This window comes from Streptomyces sp. NPDC050704 (assembly GCF_040654355.1).
GTDB lineage: Bacteria > Actinomycetota > Actinomycetes > Streptomycetales > Streptomycetaceae > Streptomyces.
Genome location: NZ_JBFAHW010000076.1, coordinates 1 through 15,126 on the forward strand (window position 1 = coordinate 1; position 15,126 = coordinate 15,126).

A 15,126-nucleotide genomic window follows, 5' to 3' on the forward strand; every position below is an offset into this window, starting at 1 on the left:
CCCTTACAACTGCCCTACCCCTGCGCGCCCTACGCCGCAGCCGCGGGGCTTCGCCAGGCCCCGGGCCGTGTCGGACGGGACTAGCCGGTGGGGCAGGTGTTGCGGTACTCGACGATCTGCGTGTTCGGTGTCGGTGCCGGGCAGAGGAACTGCTCGTACCGCACGTCCTCGTCGACGAACCGCTTCAGCCAGGCGATGCTGTACTTCGCGATCGTCGTGTTGGCGGACAGCGCCACGTTGTGGCCCTCGCCCCGGAGCTCCAGGTACGCCTTCTCCGGCGCGGCGGTGAGGCTGCTGTAGAAGGGCTCCGCGTGCGAGGCGGGCGACGCGATGGCGTCGTTCTCGGCGCCCATGATCATGGTGGGCACCCGGTCGGTCTGCCAGGTCTTGTCGTTGCTCCACGGCATGAGCGGCACGGCGGCCTTGAGCGAGGGACGCAGCTCGGAGGCCCTGAGCGAGCCGCCCCCGCCCATCGAATGGCCCATCACCGCAAGGCGGTTGGGGTCGATACGAGTCCGCACGGAACTGCTCTGGACCAGGTAGTCGAGCGCGTTGAGCATCTGGGTGGCCCGGTCGTCGGGCTGGTCGGTGACGGAGTTGGTCTCCAGGGTCAGTACGACGAAGCCCTGGGAGGCGAGGCGCGGGCCGTACCAGCTGATGAGCCCCTCCGCGGTGAGGAAGCCCGGGCTGACGACGACCGCCCCGAAGGTGCCCTCGCTGGTGTCGGTGGGGTAGTAGGCGGTACCCCTGTTGAAGGTGGGCCCGTCGACCGTGGTCTGGGCCGTGGCGAAGGGACCGCGCTCGGCGGTGATGGACCGCTCGGTGGGCGCGGGGCCCCGTGGGAAGTCCGCGGGGCCGGCCTGGGCCTCCTGCGGCAGGAGGCTCACACTCACGGCCAGAGCGGCGGCGCTGGAGAAGAGACCGATTCGTTTCGCGATGCGGATGCGGGTATGTCTCATGCGGCCAGAGCATGCTGACCAGGCGTCAGCGGCGCTTCTGCCCCAACTGCTTAATTGCGAACCGAAGTTTGTCAGGACGGCAAGGAACGGCGCTGTGACCTGCTGCGCAGCGCGAGCTGCGCGTCGAACCGGAAGGCCGGGTCGGCCAGCCGCTCTCCGTACAGGACGGCGAGCTGCCGCAGCCGGTTGCGGGCGGTCTGGGGATGGATGCCGAGCGCGGTGGCGACCTCGGGGGCCGTACGGCCGCTGGAGGCGAGCAGCGCGTCGAGCGTGTCCGTCAGGCGTTCCGCCTTGCCCGGCGGCAGGGCACGCAACGGTTCAAGTACCTTGTCGGCCAGCAGGGTTCCGATCGGTGAGCCGTGCAGAAGGTGCAGCTCCGAGAGGTGCTCCTCGGCCCTGGGCCGGCCGAGCCGCCGCCCCAGCCGGGCACAGTGCAGCGAGACCCAGGCCTCGTCCAGCGGCATGCTCGGCCCCACCGCCGCACCGGCCCCTTCAAGGACCGTCAACCCCCTTTCGTCCAGGGGGCGTTCGGCCGGCAGCCGTTCGTCGGGCACCACCAGATGCAGTTCACCGCCCCGACTCACCCGCAGCACGTCCGCGTCGACCCCGGTCAGATCGGCGGTCGCGGGCAGCACCGCGCACCGGACTCTCTCCGGCAGTGGCCAGACGGCCCGGCGGGCGAGATCGGGGAGGGGCTCCGCGAGCGGATCCCGGTGGCGATCCAGCAGCCGCGCGGCGAGCAGGCGGCGCGTGCGCAGTACCTCGTCGGCCGCCCCGGCCCGCGCCTCCGCGAAGCCCGCCACCGACTCCTCGGCCAGCGCGTGGATGTGCGTCAGTACGGCCTCGCTCAGCGGAACGGCGATCTCACCCGACAGCGCGGCGTCCCGCGCCACGTCCGCATAGCGGCGGCAGGCCACCCGGGCGCCGATCCGGTACGCGGCCTGCAGTCCGTCCATCCCGCGTCCGCTCAGGTACTCCAGCCTGCCCAGCCGCCTGAAGCGCGCCACATAGTGCTGCTGCGGCGCGTCCGGCTCCTCGACCAGCTCCGCGAACTGGGTGGCCGCCAGCCGGACGGCCTCGGCGAGATCCCGGGCGACGGCGGAGCCGACCGGCTGCCGGTAGCCGCGCACCTCTCGGCGGATCGCCTGCACCATCTCCGTGGTGAGCTCCGGAAGCCGGGCCCGGAGCAGCGGGGCGAGCGCCGGAGGCAGATCGTGCCACGGACGCCTGCATAAGAGTGAGTCGGCAGCCGACATGCCCAACCCCCTTGCTAGCACCGCACGGTGAGTCGTCGTGACCTGGAGTGTAAGGCGGGTGACACTTTCGGGCCCGGTTCGCGCACGGAATCTGGTGTACGTCACAGGGGTCCCCCAGTCTTGCCCAGCCCCACGGGATTTCACGGGAGGCACCTTGACCCCCACGCACACGCCCATGCCATACACGTCCATGACGTACACCCCCACGTACGCGCAGGACGCCGCGTCACTCCCGGGTGACATGCGCCGGATGCTGCTGCGGCACATGCCGGACGCCGTCGACGAGATGGAGGAGGCGGTCCGCACCGGGCTGCCGCACTACACCCACGTCGTCAACGGCACGTACGGCTCCTCGGTGCGCCAGATCATCGACCGGACGGTCAGCTGCTTCGTCGCGATCCACGACGCCACCCGGCCGAGCCCGGCCGCCACCGCCGAGATCATCGCCCTGTACGAACGCATCGGCGCCCGGCACGGCCGCCTGGGCTGCTCCCTCGACGTCCTGCGGGACGCCCTCGACCTGGCGGGGCGGGTGGCGTGCCGCCGCCTCATCAAGGACGCGTACCGCCTGCACTGGCCGGCACCCCTGCTGGCGACGCTCACCGAGGGCACCTTCGCCCTGATCGGGACGGCCGTCTCGGCGGCCTCGCGCGGGTATGCCGAGGTGTGCCACCGCGCCCCGCTCGACATCCAGCGGGACCGACTGCGCGACGCCCTGGTCGCCGAACCCGGGCGCGGGCCCAGGCCGCTCGCCGAGCTGGCCGCGGCGGCCGACTGGCGGCTGCCCGGCACCCTCGCCGTCCTCGCCCTGCCGCCGGGCGACCATCCGCAGACCCACGTCCTGCCGCCCGAGGTGCTCGCCGACCGGAGCCCCGCCGCGCCCTACCTCATCCTGCCCAACCCCCGTACGCCCGGGCCGCGTTGGCTCCCGAAGGCCAAGGGCGCTGCCCTCGGGCCCGTGGTACCGGCCGACCGGGGCGCGGTGTCGCTGCGCTGGGCGCGGCGCGGCCTGGACCTGGTCGAGCGGGGGACCCTGCCCGCCGACGCGCCGCTGCACTGCGTCGACCACGTGGCTCTCCTCACGGCGTTCCAGTCGGGCGACCTCCTCGAAGCCGCCGCGGCCGGACTCCTTGGGCCGCTCCTCGATCTGCCGCCCCGCCGCCGCGAACCCCTCCTCAAGACCCTGCTGGTCTACCTGCGCTGCGGCGACAACGCGGTCCTCGCCGCCGACCGTCTCCACGTCCACGAACAGACGGTCCGCTACCGCCTGCGCCAGATCACCCAGCTCACGGACGGCACCTGCCCGGACCCCGAACGCCGGCTGGAGACCATGCTCGTCCTGACCTGGCTGCTGTCTCCGAGAACCCCGGACACGGACACACCCGGGTGGCGGGCAAGAGCGGGCACGGCGGACGGCACGACCGGCGCGCCCGTGCCGGGCCGTCCCAGGCGGGCGTAGGGCCGGATGCCGGTGCGGGTCACGGCAGTTCGGCGCGTCCCTTCGCGCCGCGCTCCCGCAGCCACCGGACCACCCCGTCCGCGTCGGCGGTCCGGGCGATGTCGAGCGGGGTCTTGTCGTCGTAGCCGACCCAGTCGAGATCGGCGCCCCGCGCCAGGAGGTAGTCGGCGGTGGCCAGCCGGCCGCCGTGGCAGGCGCCCCAGAAGGCGCGGGTGACGGCGTCGCGGTCCGGCGGCTCGGGGCTCTCGACGAAGGTCTTCACCCGGTCCAGCAGGCCGAGTGTCGCGGCGTCCTGGAGTGTCGTACGCGCACCGAGCTCGACGAGTCGGCGCGCCGCCCGCCACTGACCGAAAGCGCGGGCGTCGGCGAGTGGTGTGCCGCCGCCGATCACGGCACCGGGCGCCTCGATGTCGGCGCCCGCCGCGACGAGGGCGTCGAGGACGGGGACGTCGTTGCTGCTGGCCGCCCAGTGCAGCGGCGTCTCGGCATGGGAGCCCTCGAAGCGGGCGTCGGGGTCGGCGCCCGCGGCCACGAGCGTGGCGACGACCGCGGGACCGTTGGGGAAGTGGCCCGGCCAGTCCGCGGCGATGTGCAGCAGGCTGCGGGTCCCGGCGCCGCTGCCGCGCCGCACGATCCGTACGGTCGCCAGTCCGGGATGCTCGGCGAGGCACTGCCGGAGCGCCGCCAGGTCACCGCCGCGGATCGCCTCGGTCACCGTGACGGCCAGCGGATCCTGCGAGTCGAGCGTCTCCATCTCACGCCTCCTGCTCGGCATCGGAACGACGTGCCTGCGCCGAGCCTGCCAGAGACGGGGAGCCGGTGGGTGCGGTGCCGGGCACCTGGGGTGCCGGGCTCCGGGAAGAGCCCGGCACCCCGCCGTCAGGGCGCGTCGATCCCGTTGGTGCAGGCGGCCCCCGGCTCCGGGGTCTGCGCGCCCTGTACGTACTTCGTGAGGAACTGCTGAACCCGCGGGTCCGACGCCTTCTCCACGGTCAGCTGGGCGCCCCACGCCGACAGCATGATGGCCCCGGCCTGGCTCTCGACCGGGCTCATCAGGGTGTACGGGGTCTTGCCCACCTTGTCGGCGAGCGTCTTCACATCGGCGTCCGCCGCCTTGTCGTTGTACGTGACCCAGACCGCACCGTGCTCCAGGGAGTGCACCGCGTTCTCGTTCGGTATCGCCTTCGTGTAGACCTTGCCGTCACAGGTCATCCACGCCTGGTTGTGGTCGCCGCCGACCGGCGGGTTCATCGGGTACGACACGGCCTTCGTGACGTGGTTCTGGGTCAGCTTCTTCGCGTCCCACGTCTTCACGCCCTTGACGGGCTTCTTCGCCGCCGCCTGCTGCTGCACGTCCTTGTCGTTGGCGTTGTCCAGGGCGTACGCGCCGAAGCCGACCAGTCCGGCGACGATGACCGTGCTGATCGTGATCGTGAGGATGCGCATTCTGCGTTCGCGGGCCTTCTCGGTGCGCCGCATCTCCTCGATGCGCTCCTTGCGCGCCGCGGCGGCCGACTTCTTGCTGGTTCTGCTCATGGGGATACGTTCCTTGTCCCCGCCGCGCCGGATCGTCGGGCGGCGGTGGGTGTGGGATGGGACGGACGTCGTCGCGGGGACGTCGGTCTAGATCCGCTGCACCTGGAGGACATGGAGATCGGGAGCGCCGCGGGCGGGCGGCAGGACGGCGACCGGCGAAGGGGCGGCCGCGCGCGCCACGACCGGCATCCGGGGCAGCGTGGCGGGCAGCGGCTGCGCGCCCACGGGCAGCACCGCCCGCGCCTCGCGGTTCGGCAGGCCGCAGCACCTGTCGTGCTCGGCGGGTGAACCCAGCCGATGATGCGCGACGGTGGGGGTGACAGTGACGGTCACCAGGGGAGCGGCGACCCGCTCCGCCCGGTCGTTCGGTGGCACGTACCCGATGCACATCGCCAGCGTCGCGAGCAGCAGGGCCAGGGCAGGGCACAGTGCCGCGTCCCGTCGCCGTGCGACGCGGTGCGTGTGCTTCGACGGCCGCCTGCTCATCACGCAGATGTTATGCGGTGCTTGTGACAGCGCTGCGAGGACCCCGTGAATCGGCCGTCGGGGCCGCGGGTGGTCGAAGGCGCGCGTGGTGTCGGCGTGCGCCCGGAAGTGTCCGCCGGTGCCGCTTCAGGTCCTGACCTGGATCAGGGCATGCGTCCCGCTCGTACGCCAGGTCTCGCCGCTCGCGTCCAGGTCCGCCACGGTCCGCGGCGCCAGCCCTGTCACGACGTCCGACTTGAGCGTGCGCAGTGCCGCCACCGGGCCGGGGAAGTACGCGGTGGCCTCGGCGAACGGCGTGGTGGCGGGCCAGTGGCGATCGCCCACCAGGCGACGGTAGTTGAGGTCGCCCTTCATGACGGTGAGGGTGGCGGACGCGAAGTCCGCCCGGAGATCGGCGGGCATCCGCGCGTAGGGGTGCGGGGCGCAGGAGAACGGGTGGGTGCGCAGGATCAGCCGGCCGCCGCTGACGGCCTGCCGCAACCGGTCGCCGATCTCCGCCGCGTTCCCGGCCGCCGCGGTGATGCGGTCCAGGCAGGCGAGCACGTCGGCGGTGGTGGCGTCGGAGATGTAGTACGGATACGGCTTGAGGTGCAGGACGACGGAGGCCGCCCGGCGCGTGGTGAGCAGGCGGTCCGCGAGGACCAGGTCGGGCAGCAGCTCGGGTCCGGCGTTGTCGGCGACGAGGCAGACCTTGCCGGGCTCGGCGGTCTCCAGGGCCTCCCAGAGCGTCACCGAGTCGTCGACGACCAGTCCCGGCACGCGTTCGCCCAACCCCTCGGCGCCCGCGGAGAGTTGGAAGCCGAGATCGGCCCGGTTGCCCCAGAGCGAGGAGAGCAGGAGCGTACGGTCCTGCTCCCGCTCGGGGAGTCCGGGGAGGCGGTCGAGCGCGGACAGCTCGTCGTCGACCTTGGGGCTCGCGAGTTCGGCGCCCTTGAACGGCGCGAAGGGATCGATGCCCTGCCAGGGGCCCGGTGTGAAGTAGCGCAGGGCGGCGAGGAGTTTGCGGTAGAAGAAGCTCTCCGCCCACAGGAACGGCACATCGGTCCAGCGCTGCCCGTAGTGGCTCTCGTCCCGCCAGCGCTCGGCGCCCGGTTCGCCGTCGTCCAGCCGCTCGACGACCCCCTTGGTGGTCTCCTCCAGCAGGGTGTCCAGGGCTCGCTGCAGCTCGGGCGGATACGGAGTCGCCCGCCGTACGCGCTCGATGAGGGCGGGATGCCGCTCGTCCAGCACGCTCCGGGCGAAGGAGCCGGCGGTGCTGACGACGACGGGGGCGCTGTCTTCGGCTGCGGGGGCGGGGCTGGGATGCGTCATCCTCCCAGTAAACCGCCCGTGCTCCCCATGAGGTCCCACGCGCCTCATGGCGAGCCGTCGGTCAGCCCCAGCTCTGCGCGTACTGGTTGCGGTACCGCCTGCGTCCCCGCTCCGAGCGGATCCGCAGGGCCACCAGGGCGACCAGGCTGCCCGCGATGACGAACAGTCCGGGACCGAGATTCTTGTACTCCGAGATCCGGTCCAGCGCGGAGGTCGTGCTGTCGGTCTGCCCACCGGGAACCGAGTCCACCGGTCCCATCGCCCCCGGAAGGGCGGCGCCACCGGGAGCGGTCGACGACGTGCCAGGTGGCACCGCCGCGCCGTTGTCGCCGCCCGCGGCGCTCCCGTTGTCTCCGCCGTTCCCGGGCGAGGGTGTCGCCCGGCCGGCCGACGCGGGGTCGGCGGCCAGCTTGACGCCGAGTGAGTCCAGCGCCTGGGTGACCGGCTGGAAGAACGTCGTACCGCCGTTGTCGCAGTCCCCGCTGCCGCCCGACGTGACGCCCATGGCCAGGCCGTCGGCGAACATCGGGCCACCGCTGTCGCCCGGTTCGGCGCACACCGTGCTCTCGATGAGCCCGGTGACCGTGCCCTGCGGGTAGTTCACCGTCGCGTTCAGGCCGGTCACCTCGCCGGACTGGAGCCCGGTCGTACTGCCGCTGCGGAAGACCTTCTGGCCCACGGCGGGATCGGCCGCTCCGGTGATCCGTACGCCCTGGCCGTTGCCGACGGCCACCACGTCGGCGCCGTTCAGCACGGTGCCGGGGCTGTACTGCACGAGCGAGAAGTCGCCGCCGGGAAACGATCCGGAGACGGTGTTCCCGACCAACTCGTTGGCCTGCTGGTCCGCGAACCACGTCGTGCCGACGGGGCCGCAGTGTCCGGCCGTCAGAATGAAGTTGTTCTGCCCGTTGGTCACGTTGAAGCCCGCCGAGCAGCGGCCGCTGCCGCCGAAGAGCGGGGCCGCTCCGTTCAGCCGGGGGGTGAACGTGCCCTCCATCCGCTCCATGCGCACGGACTTGCCGATGCTTTCGGCCATCTTGGTCATCCGCGACCACTCGGCGGCGGAGACGGTGCTGTCGGCGCGTACCACCACCTGGTTGGACGCGTAGTCCATGGACCAGGAGGTACCGGCCACCCGGGGCGCGTCCTTCAGGGTCGCGGTGGCGGAACGAAGGTCGTTCATGGCGTAGGGCACCACCTTGGCGACGGCGCCCGCGTCGCGCACGTCCGCCGCCGCCTTCTCGTCGGTCACCGCGACCACCGGGCGCCCTTCGGCGTCGATCCAGCTGCCCGCCGTGCGCGAAGTGCCCAGCTCCGAGACGAGCTTGCGGCCCGTGTCGGCGGCCCGGGTCTCGGCGCCCGGAGCGTTCGGCCCGTCCGGCGTCTCGCTCGCCATGGCGCTCGAGACCATCAGCCCCCCGCACACCAGCCCGCCGATGGCGGCGAACCGTGCGATCCGCTGAATGTTCCGTCGTGCATGCCTCATCCACGGCTCCCGTGCGACTGTCCTGACACAGCGTCACTCCTGCGAGCGCTCCCGCAAGTTGAACGCCCTCCTTCAGTACGTGCCGTCACGCGGTCCGGTTCACCGGACCGGCCTGGTGTTCGGAGTCGGCGAAAACCCGCCGGTCACGCCCGCCGCGAGAACGAGGCCGCTGTTGCCGAAACAGCAACATCGCTCGCCCCGCCGTCGAAGGCCCGACACGATCGGAATCAGCGGAACCTTGCCGAGGAACCCTGCTGAGGAGGACGTATGACGCAGCCCGCCAGCCCGGTCACGCCGACGGGCGCCCGGCATCGACTCGTGGACGTCCCCGGCGGCCGTATCCACCTGGTGGAGCAGGGCACCGGCCCGCTGGTCCTGCTGGTCCACGGCTTTCCCGAGCTCTGGTCCTCGTGGCGCCACCAACTCCCCGCGCTGGCCGCCGCGGGCTACCGCGCGGTCGCCGTCGACGTACGCGGGTACGGGCGTTCCTCGGCGCCCCGCGCCGTGGAGGCGTACCGGATGGGGGCGCACATCGAGGACAACGTGGCGGTCGTGCGCGCCCTCGGCGAGGACACCGCCGTGATCGTCGGCCACGACTGGGGGTCGACCATCGCCGCCGGCTCCGCGCTGGTCAGGCCCGACGTCTTCACCGCCGTCGGACTGCTCGGCGTGCCGTACGCGCCGCGGGGCGGGATGCGGCCGACCGACGCCTTCGCGATGATCGGCGGGGACGAGGAGTTCTACGTCGGCTACTTCCAGGAGCCGGGCCGGGCGGAGGCGGAGATCGAGCCGGACGTGCGGGGGTGGCTGACGGGGTTCTACGCCACGCTGTCGGCCGACACGATGCCACCGTCGGGAGACGGCGGCGCGTTCTTCGTCCCGAAGGGCGGCAGGCTCGCCGACCGGTTCGCGGACGCCACGCCTTCCTGGCTCACCGAGGCCGAACTCGACTTCTGCGTCGGCGAGTTCGAGCGCACCGGACTCACCGGAGCACTCAACCGCTACCGCAACGTCGACCGCGACTGGGAGGACCTCGCCGACTGGGACGGCGCCCCGATCACCCAGCCGTCGCTCTTCGTCGCCGGTGCACTCGACGCCTCCGTCGGCTGGCTGGCGGACGCGATCAAGGCCTTCCCCAGCACGCTCCCCGGCCTGGTCTCCTCGCACCTGATCGAGGGCTGCGGCCACTGGGTGCAGCAGGAACGCCCCGACGAGGTCAACCGGATCCTCACCACCTGGCTGGCCTCCCTCGACGCGCCGCTCAACGAGCCGACGCCACAAGACCCGCCTCGTACGCGATGATCACGAGCCGCACCCGATCCCGGGCACCCAGCTTGGCGAGCAGCCGGGTCACATACGTCTTCGCGGTGGCGACGCTGATGGTGAGCCGCTCGGCGATCTCGGTGTTGGACAGCCCGTGTCCGACGAGGGCCAGCACTTCGCGTTCCCGGTCGGTGATCCCCCCGATCGTGCGCGCGTCGGGCGCGGCGGACACCGGGCGGTCGGCGAACTCCCTGATCAGACGGCGTGTCACACTCGGCGCGAGCAGACCGTCGCCGGTGGCCACGACCCGGATCGCGGCGAGGATGTCGTCCAGCGCCATGTCCTTGACGAGGAACCCCGCCGCGCCCGCGCGCAGCGCGCCGTACAGGTAGTCGTCATCGTCGAAGGTGGTCAGGACGATCACCTGGGCGCCACTGCTGCCCGCCGTGATCAGCCGGGTGGCCTCGATGCCGTCCATGCCCGGCATGCGGATGTCCATCACCACGACATCGGGACGCTCCGTCTCGGCCAGTTCGACCGCTTCGGCGCCCGTCCCCGCCTCCCCGACGACTTCGAGGTCGGGGATGTCGATGATCACCATGCGCAGAGCGGCGCGGACGAGCGGCTGGTCGTCGGCGAGTACGACGCGTACGACGGGGGCGCTCATCGCACACCCGCCGGTACGGGCAGTCGCGCCGCCACCCGGAAACCACCCTCGGGACGCGGCGCGGCCGAGAACTCCCCGTGCAGCAGACCGACCCGCTCGCGCATGCCGAGGAGACCGAAGCCGGTGTCCCCGGTGCGGCCGGGACCGGGTCCGCTGTCGAGGACCTCGATGGCCAGCTCCTCATCCTGGCAGTCGACGGTCACCTGGCAGGAGCGGGTCCCGGCATGGCGTACGACGTTGGTGACGGCCTCCTGCACGATGCGGTACGCGGACATGCCGATCTCCGGCGGCAGCGGGCGCCGTTCGCCCCGCCAGCGGACCTCGACACGGACGCCGGCGGCGGTCGTCCGCTCGGCCAACAGGTCGATGTCCGCCAGACCGAGCGCGGGATCGAGCGGCGGCGCCTCGGGAGCATGGCCCGGTTCGGCCCGGCGGAGCACGCCCAGCATCCGGCGCAGGCCGGACAGCGTCTCCCGGCTCGCGTTCTCCACCTCGCCGAGCGCCTCGCGCGCCAGCTCCGGCCGGGTGTCGATGACCCGCCGGGCGGCACCGGCCTGGAGTGCGACGATGCCGATGGTGTGGGCCACCATGTCGTGCAACTCCCGGGCGATGCGCAGCCGTTCGGCGGTGACGGCCTGCGCGGCGGCCTGGGCGCGCGACTTCGCGGCGTACTCCCGGGCCTGGTGGGCGGAATGGCCGACGAGCCAGGCGATGACGGCCGTCAGGGCCACGATCAGCCCGGTCGTGGTGCCGATGCCCCACCCGCTCAGCACCCGGACGGCCAGGAAGCCGACGAGCGTGAAGAGCGCCATGGAGACGGCGATGACCCCGGTCCGGCGGGGCCGGGACGCGGCGATGAAGTACAGCGTGAGATTGACCGCCAGGAACTGCGGCAGGGGAATCGCGCTCACGCTCAGCGCGCTCGTCCCGCTGATCGAACCGGCGAGCATCAGGGCCAGGGCCCACAACGGCCGACGGCGCAACAGGGCGCTGCCGGCCAGCGTCATGGCGGTGCCCAGCGCGAGGAGTGCCCAGCCCTCCCACTTGGCGGTGCTGAGCAGAGCGGTGCGATAGGCGTCGGCCTCCTCCTGGCCGGGCAACCGGAAACGCATGAGCATGGTGATCGCAAGACCCGCGCACCAGCCCAGCGCCGTCCAGACGCCCGGCGGTATGCGCTTGAGCAGGGGGACTCGCGGTGTGGCGGGCATGCGCCGATCGTATCGACATGATCCCCGCCGGTCATCGGACCGTGGGTGTACACCCCAGGTCGACACCGGCCCCGCGCGATTGTCGCCGTCGGCCCGATGCCGGACGGCCGTGTCCCACGGCACCGTGGGCCACATGATCGAAGTCAACGAACTGACGAAGCGATATGGCGGCACCACCGCCGTCGACGACCTGAGCTTCACCGTGCGCCCCGGACATGTCACCGGGTTCCTGGGCCCGAACGGCGCGGGCAAGAGCACCACGCTGCGGATGCTCCTCGGCCTGAACGACCCCACCGACGGAACCGTCACCATCGACGGCCACCGGTTCCGGGACCGCCCGCGCGGCCTGCGGCACGTCGGCGCACTCCTCGACGCCCACGACGTACACGGCGGCCGCAGCGCGGCGGGGCACCTCTCGGTGCTGGCCCGCTCCAACCGCATCCCGCGCCGCCGGGTTGACGAGGTGCTGGAGGAGGTCGGGCTCGCGGCCGCGCGGCGACGCCGCATCAGCGGGTTCTCGCTCGGTATGAAGCAGCGGCTCGGCATCGCCGCCGCGCTGCTCGGAGATCCGCCGGTGCTGCTCTTCGACGAGCCGCTCAACGGTCTGGACCCCGAGGGCGTGAAGTGGGTCCGCGGACTGTTCCGGCGGCTGGCGGCCGAGGGCCGCACGGTGTTCGTCTCCAGCCACCTGATGTCCGAGATGGAGAACACCGCCGACCAGCTCGTCGTCATCGGCCGCGGCCGGCTGATCGCCGCCGAGAGCCTGACGGAGTTCGCGGCCCGCGGCACCCGCCTGAGCAGCGTGACCGTACGTACGCCCGATGCCTCCAGGCTGGCGGCTGTGCTGACCGCGCAGGAAGCGGCGGTACGCCAGGACGGCGACGACGTGCTGGCGGTGACCGGCCTGAGCGCGGCCCGGATCGGTGAACTCGCCCTCCACCACCGGGTTCCGCTGCACGAGCTGACCACCAGCGCGGCCTCTCTGGAGGAGGCCTTCATGGAACTCACCGCCGACAGCGTCGAATACCTCGCAGGAGAGCCCCGATGACCACGCCGACGACCACCTCGACGACCCTCCCGACCACGGCTGTCCGCGCCCGAGTCACCGAGCCCCGCGCCCGGTTCCGCGACCTCGTCGCCGCCGAGTGGACCAAACTGTGGTCGCTGCGCTCGACCCCTTGGGCCTTCCTCGTCAGCGCGCTGGCTGTCATCGGGTTCAACGTGGGCACCGCCTATGACAAGTACCGCTACTGGTCGGAGGCGGACGCGCGTTCACGGGCCGACTTCGTCCGGGACGGGATCCCGCTGTCGATCGCCTTCACCGCGAACGCCGCCATGATCCTCATGCTCGCCCTCAGCGCCATCGGCGCCACCGCGATCGTCGGCGAGTACAGGACCGGACTGATCCGCACGACGTTTGCGGCCGTCCCGGCCCGCCGCTCGGTCATGGCGGCCAAGGTGTGCGTGGTGACCACCGTCACGACCGTGTTCGGCGCGCTCGTCTCGGCGGCCTCCTTCGGCCTGACCCAGGCCGTCCTGTCCGCACGGCACGCCGGCGTCTCCATCGACCACCCCGGCGCCCTGCGCGTCGTCGTGGCGTCCGCGCTCCTCGCACCGGTGGCCGCGCTCGTCGGCATGGCCCTGGGCGCCGTCATCCGGCACAGCGCCGCCACCATGGTCGCCAACGTGGTGATCCTCCTGCTGTTGCCCCTGGTCTTCAGCGCCGACCGCCACTGGTCGGCCGTCGTCGAGCACGCGCTGCCGGCCGGTGCGTGGAACCGTCTGGTCGCCGTCGACCACCTGCCGGTCGCCTACCCGTCGACGGTCACCGGAGCCTGGATCGTCTATGCGGCCTGGGCACTCGTGGCGGCCGCCGTCGCCGTGACCTCGGTGCAGCGGCGCGACCAGTGACCGCCCTCACCCACCCCTTACCTACGTGTCTCGTGCAGGGCGCCGCGAGCCACACCGACGAAGTGCGTGACCGACTCCCAGAACGGGCGGTAGCAGGCGTGGAAGCGCTCCTCCGCGTCCGCCTCACCGGCGATCATCGCGCAGAGCGCCCGGTAGTTGTCGCCGGTCGACAGGCGGAGCCGGTCCGCGGCCGTGGCGACCTCCGGCGGGCCCTCCAGGTCCGCCACCCAGACGCGCTGACGCAGCACGGCGTACTCGCCGCGGAGCCGAACCCGCAGGTCCTTCAGCGTGGCGAGGCGCTCGTCGGCGTCACCGATGTTGTGTGCGTCGGTGACCTTCCAGTAGAGGTCGCCCATGCGCTGGGCCTGCTCGATGACATCGACGTACGCCGCACGCCGGGCCGCCCGGAGCCGGTCCGCCTGCACGGTCGACGCGGCCGCTTCCGCCTGGATGCGGGCTGCCCGGGCGGTGCCGCGGCTGGTCACCCAGCTCGCGAGCACCGCGGTCGCCGCCGTCAGCGCGGCCACCCACAGAGTGCTGTCACCCATGCCGCTGATATCCCCAAGTGTCAGACGAGCCGGGCGAGTTCGTCGTCCGACAGACGGATGGCACCCGCGGCGACGTTCTCCACGAGGTGGTCCGGATCGCCGGTCCCGGGGATGGCCAGGACATGCGGGCCGCAGTGCAGCGTCCAGGCCAACCGGATCTGTGCCGGAGTCGCACCGTGGGCGCGTGCGACGGCGAGGACCTCGGCGTCGTCGGTGTCGCCCGCGCCCCTCGCACCGCCTTCGCCGGCGATCGCGAAGAACGGCACGAAGGCGATGCCCTGTTCACCGCAGATCCGCAGCACGTCATCGCCGCCGCCGTCATCGCCGCCGTCACCGTCGGCGGCCTTCATACCGAGGCCGTACCGGTTCTGGACGCAGACCACCGGCGCGATGGCCTGAGCTTCGGCGAGCTGCTCGGGCCCGACGTCGGACACGCCGAGGTGGCGGATGAGCCCGGCCTCGCGCAGTTCGGCCAGCGCGCCGAAGTGCTCGGCGATCGAATGGCGTCCGTGCGTCCTCAGGTTGACCACGTCGAGGTGGTCCCGGCCGAGCTGGCGCAGGTTCTCCTCCACCTGGCCGCGCAACTGATCCGGCCTCGCCCAGGGCAGCCACTCGCCCGACGGGCCGCGCCCCGGCCCGACCTTGGTGACGATGACCAGGTCGTCGGGATACGGGGCGAGCGCCGAGTTGACCAGCTCGTTGGCGGAACGCAGCGACGAGAAGTAGAAGGCCGCGGTGTCGATGTGGTTGACGCCCAGGTCCAGCGCGCGCCGCAGCACGCCGATCGACCGTGCGCGGTCGCTCGGCGTGCCGAGGTTGAACGGGCCGCTTCCGGTCAGCCGCATCGTGCCGAATCCGAGACGGTTGACCGTGAGGTCCCCGAGCCGCCAGGTCCCCGCTGCCGCCGCGTTGATCGCCTCTGACGTCATCGTCGGAGTCTGGCACGGGTTGCCCGGACAGCGGGTGCGTACGGCGAAAAGTGATCTCTCGGCCCTGGAACCCGCGGGCTTGGTCGAGTCCCGTGCGGTACCGCGCG

15 protein-coding genes are annotated in these 15,126 nt (G+C 72.2%); 4 read left to right on the plus strand and 11 right to left on the minus strand.

The window, feature by feature from the left end; translation table 11 throughout:
* Positions 1 to 80 precede the first annotated feature (80 nt).
* Together AB0I18_RS34455 and AB0I18_RS34460 are read right to left on the minus strand one after the other, a co-directional pair.
* A complete protein-coding gene (locus tag AB0I18_RS34455) occupies positions 81 to 959 on the minus strand; it encodes an alpha/beta hydrolase (RefSeq protein ID WP_363109606.1) in 879 nt (292 codons plus the stop codon).
* A 71-nt stretch (positions 960 to 1,030) separates the two neighbouring features.
* Positions 1,031 to 2,215 (minus strand): helix-turn-helix domain-containing protein, encoded by a 1,185-nt coding sequence (locus tag AB0I18_RS34460; RefSeq protein ID WP_363109607.1) that lies wholly within the window; start codon positions 2,213 to 2,215, stop codon positions 1,031 to 1,033.
* Positions 2,216 to 2,390: 175 nt separating this feature from the next.
* Here AB0I18_RS34460 and AB0I18_RS34465 point away from each other — a divergent pair, with 175 nt between their 5' ends.
* A complete protein-coding gene (locus tag AB0I18_RS34465) occupies positions 2,391 to 3,674 on the plus strand; it encodes a helix-turn-helix domain-containing protein (protein ID WP_363109608.1) in 1,284 nt (427 codons plus the stop codon).
* A gap of 19 nt (positions 3,675 to 3,693) precedes the next feature.
* On the opposite strand, the gene AB0I18_RS34470 is transcribed toward AB0I18_RS34465, so the two are convergent.
* The 5 genes from AB0I18_RS34470 to AB0I18_RS34490 all read right to left on the minus strand — a co-directional run bounded on the left by AB0I18_RS34470 (position 3,694) and on the right by AB0I18_RS34490 (position 8,493).
* Positions 3,694 to 4,428 carry an ankyrin repeat domain-containing protein gene (locus AB0I18_RS34470; protein ID WP_363109609.1) on the minus strand — a complete coding sequence of 245 codons (735 nt, stop codon included), beginning with the start codon at positions 4,426 to 4,428 and terminating at the stop codon, positions 3,694 to 3,696.
* 125 nt (positions 4,429 to 4,553) lie between these two features.
* Positions 4,554 to 5,210 (minus strand): DUF3105 domain-containing protein, encoded by a 657-nt coding sequence (locus AB0I18_RS34475; RefSeq protein ID WP_363109610.1) that lies wholly within the window; start codon positions 5,208 to 5,210, stop codon positions 4,554 to 4,556.
* Positions 5,211 to 5,297: 87 nt separating this feature from the next.
* Entirely contained in the window at positions 5,298 to 5,696 is a 399-nt protein-coding gene (locus AB0I18_RS34480; RefSeq protein ID WP_363109611.1) for a hypothetical protein, read from the minus strand.
* Between the two features lie 126 nt (positions 5,697 to 5,822).
* A complete protein-coding gene (locus AB0I18_RS34485) occupies positions 5,823 to 7,007 on the minus strand; it encodes a damage-control phosphatase ARMT1 family protein (RefSeq protein WP_363109612.1) in 1,185 nt (394 codons plus the stop codon).
* A 61-nt stretch (positions 7,008 to 7,068) separates the two neighbouring features.
* On the minus strand, positions 7,069 to 8,493 hold the full coding sequence (locus AB0I18_RS34490) for a S1 family peptidase (protein WP_363109613.1): 1,425 nt from the start codon (positions 8,491 to 8,493) through the stop codon (positions 7,069 to 7,071).
* A 267-nt stretch (positions 8,494 to 8,760) separates the two neighbouring features.
* On the opposite strand from AB0I18_RS34490, the gene AB0I18_RS34495 reads away from it, so the two are divergent.
* Positions 8,761 to 9,795, plus strand: a complete 1,035-nt coding sequence (locus AB0I18_RS34495) for an alpha/beta hydrolase (protein WP_363109614.1) — start codon at positions 8,761 to 8,763, stop codon at positions 9,793 to 9,795.
* Here the strand turns inward: AB0I18_RS34495 and AB0I18_RS34500 are convergent.
* Together AB0I18_RS34500 and AB0I18_RS34505 are read right to left on the minus strand one after the other, a co-directional pair.
* Positions 9,755 to 10,423 carry a response regulator transcription factor gene (locus tag AB0I18_RS34500; protein WP_363109615.1) on the minus strand — a complete coding sequence of 223 codons (669 nt, stop codon included), beginning with the start codon at positions 10,421 to 10,423 and terminating at the stop codon, positions 9,755 to 9,757. The genes AB0I18_RS34495 and AB0I18_RS34500 overlap by 41 nt on opposite strands.
* Positions 10,420 to 11,631, minus strand: coding sequence for a sensor histidine kinase (locus tag AB0I18_RS34505; protein ID WP_363109616.1), 1,212 nt, complete (start codon positions 11,629 to 11,631; stop codon positions 10,420 to 10,422). Before AB0I18_RS34505 ends, AB0I18_RS34500 begins: the two co-directional genes overlap by 4 nt.
* 133 nt (positions 11,632 to 11,764) lie before the next feature.
* Here AB0I18_RS34505 and AB0I18_RS34510 point away from each other — a divergent pair, with 133 nt between their 5' ends.
* Both AB0I18_RS34510 and AB0I18_RS34515 read left to right on the plus strand, forming a co-directional pair.
* Positions 11,765 to 12,679 (plus strand): ABC transporter ATP-binding protein, encoded by a 915-nt coding sequence (locus tag AB0I18_RS34510; RefSeq protein ID WP_363109617.1) that lies wholly within the window; start codon positions 11,765 to 11,767, stop codon positions 12,677 to 12,679.
* On the plus strand, positions 12,676 to 13,542 hold the full coding sequence (locus AB0I18_RS34515) for an ABC transporter permease (RefSeq protein ID WP_363109618.1): 867 nt from the start codon (positions 12,676 to 12,678) through the stop codon (positions 13,540 to 13,542). The genes AB0I18_RS34510 and AB0I18_RS34515 overlap by 4 nt, the downstream gene beginning before the upstream one ends.
* A 17-nt stretch (positions 13,543 to 13,559) precedes the next feature.
* Here AB0I18_RS34515 and AB0I18_RS34520 read toward each other — a convergent pair whose 3' ends face one another.
* Both AB0I18_RS34520 and AB0I18_RS34525 read right to left on the minus strand, forming a co-directional pair.
* Positions 13,560 to 14,090: a hypothetical protein gene (locus AB0I18_RS34520; RefSeq protein ID WP_363109619.1), complete on the minus strand. Its 531-nt coding sequence runs from the start codon at positions 14,088 to 14,090 to the stop codon at positions 13,560 to 13,562.
* Positions 14,091 to 14,110: 20 nt separating this feature from the next.
* The gene (locus AB0I18_RS34525; protein ID WP_363109620.1) at positions 14,111 to 15,019 is read right to left on the minus strand and encodes an aldo/keto reductase; all 909 of its coding nucleotides are present in this window, start codon (positions 15,017 to 15,019) and stop codon (positions 14,111 to 14,113) included.
* Positions 15,020 to 15,126 lie beyond the last annotated feature (107 nt).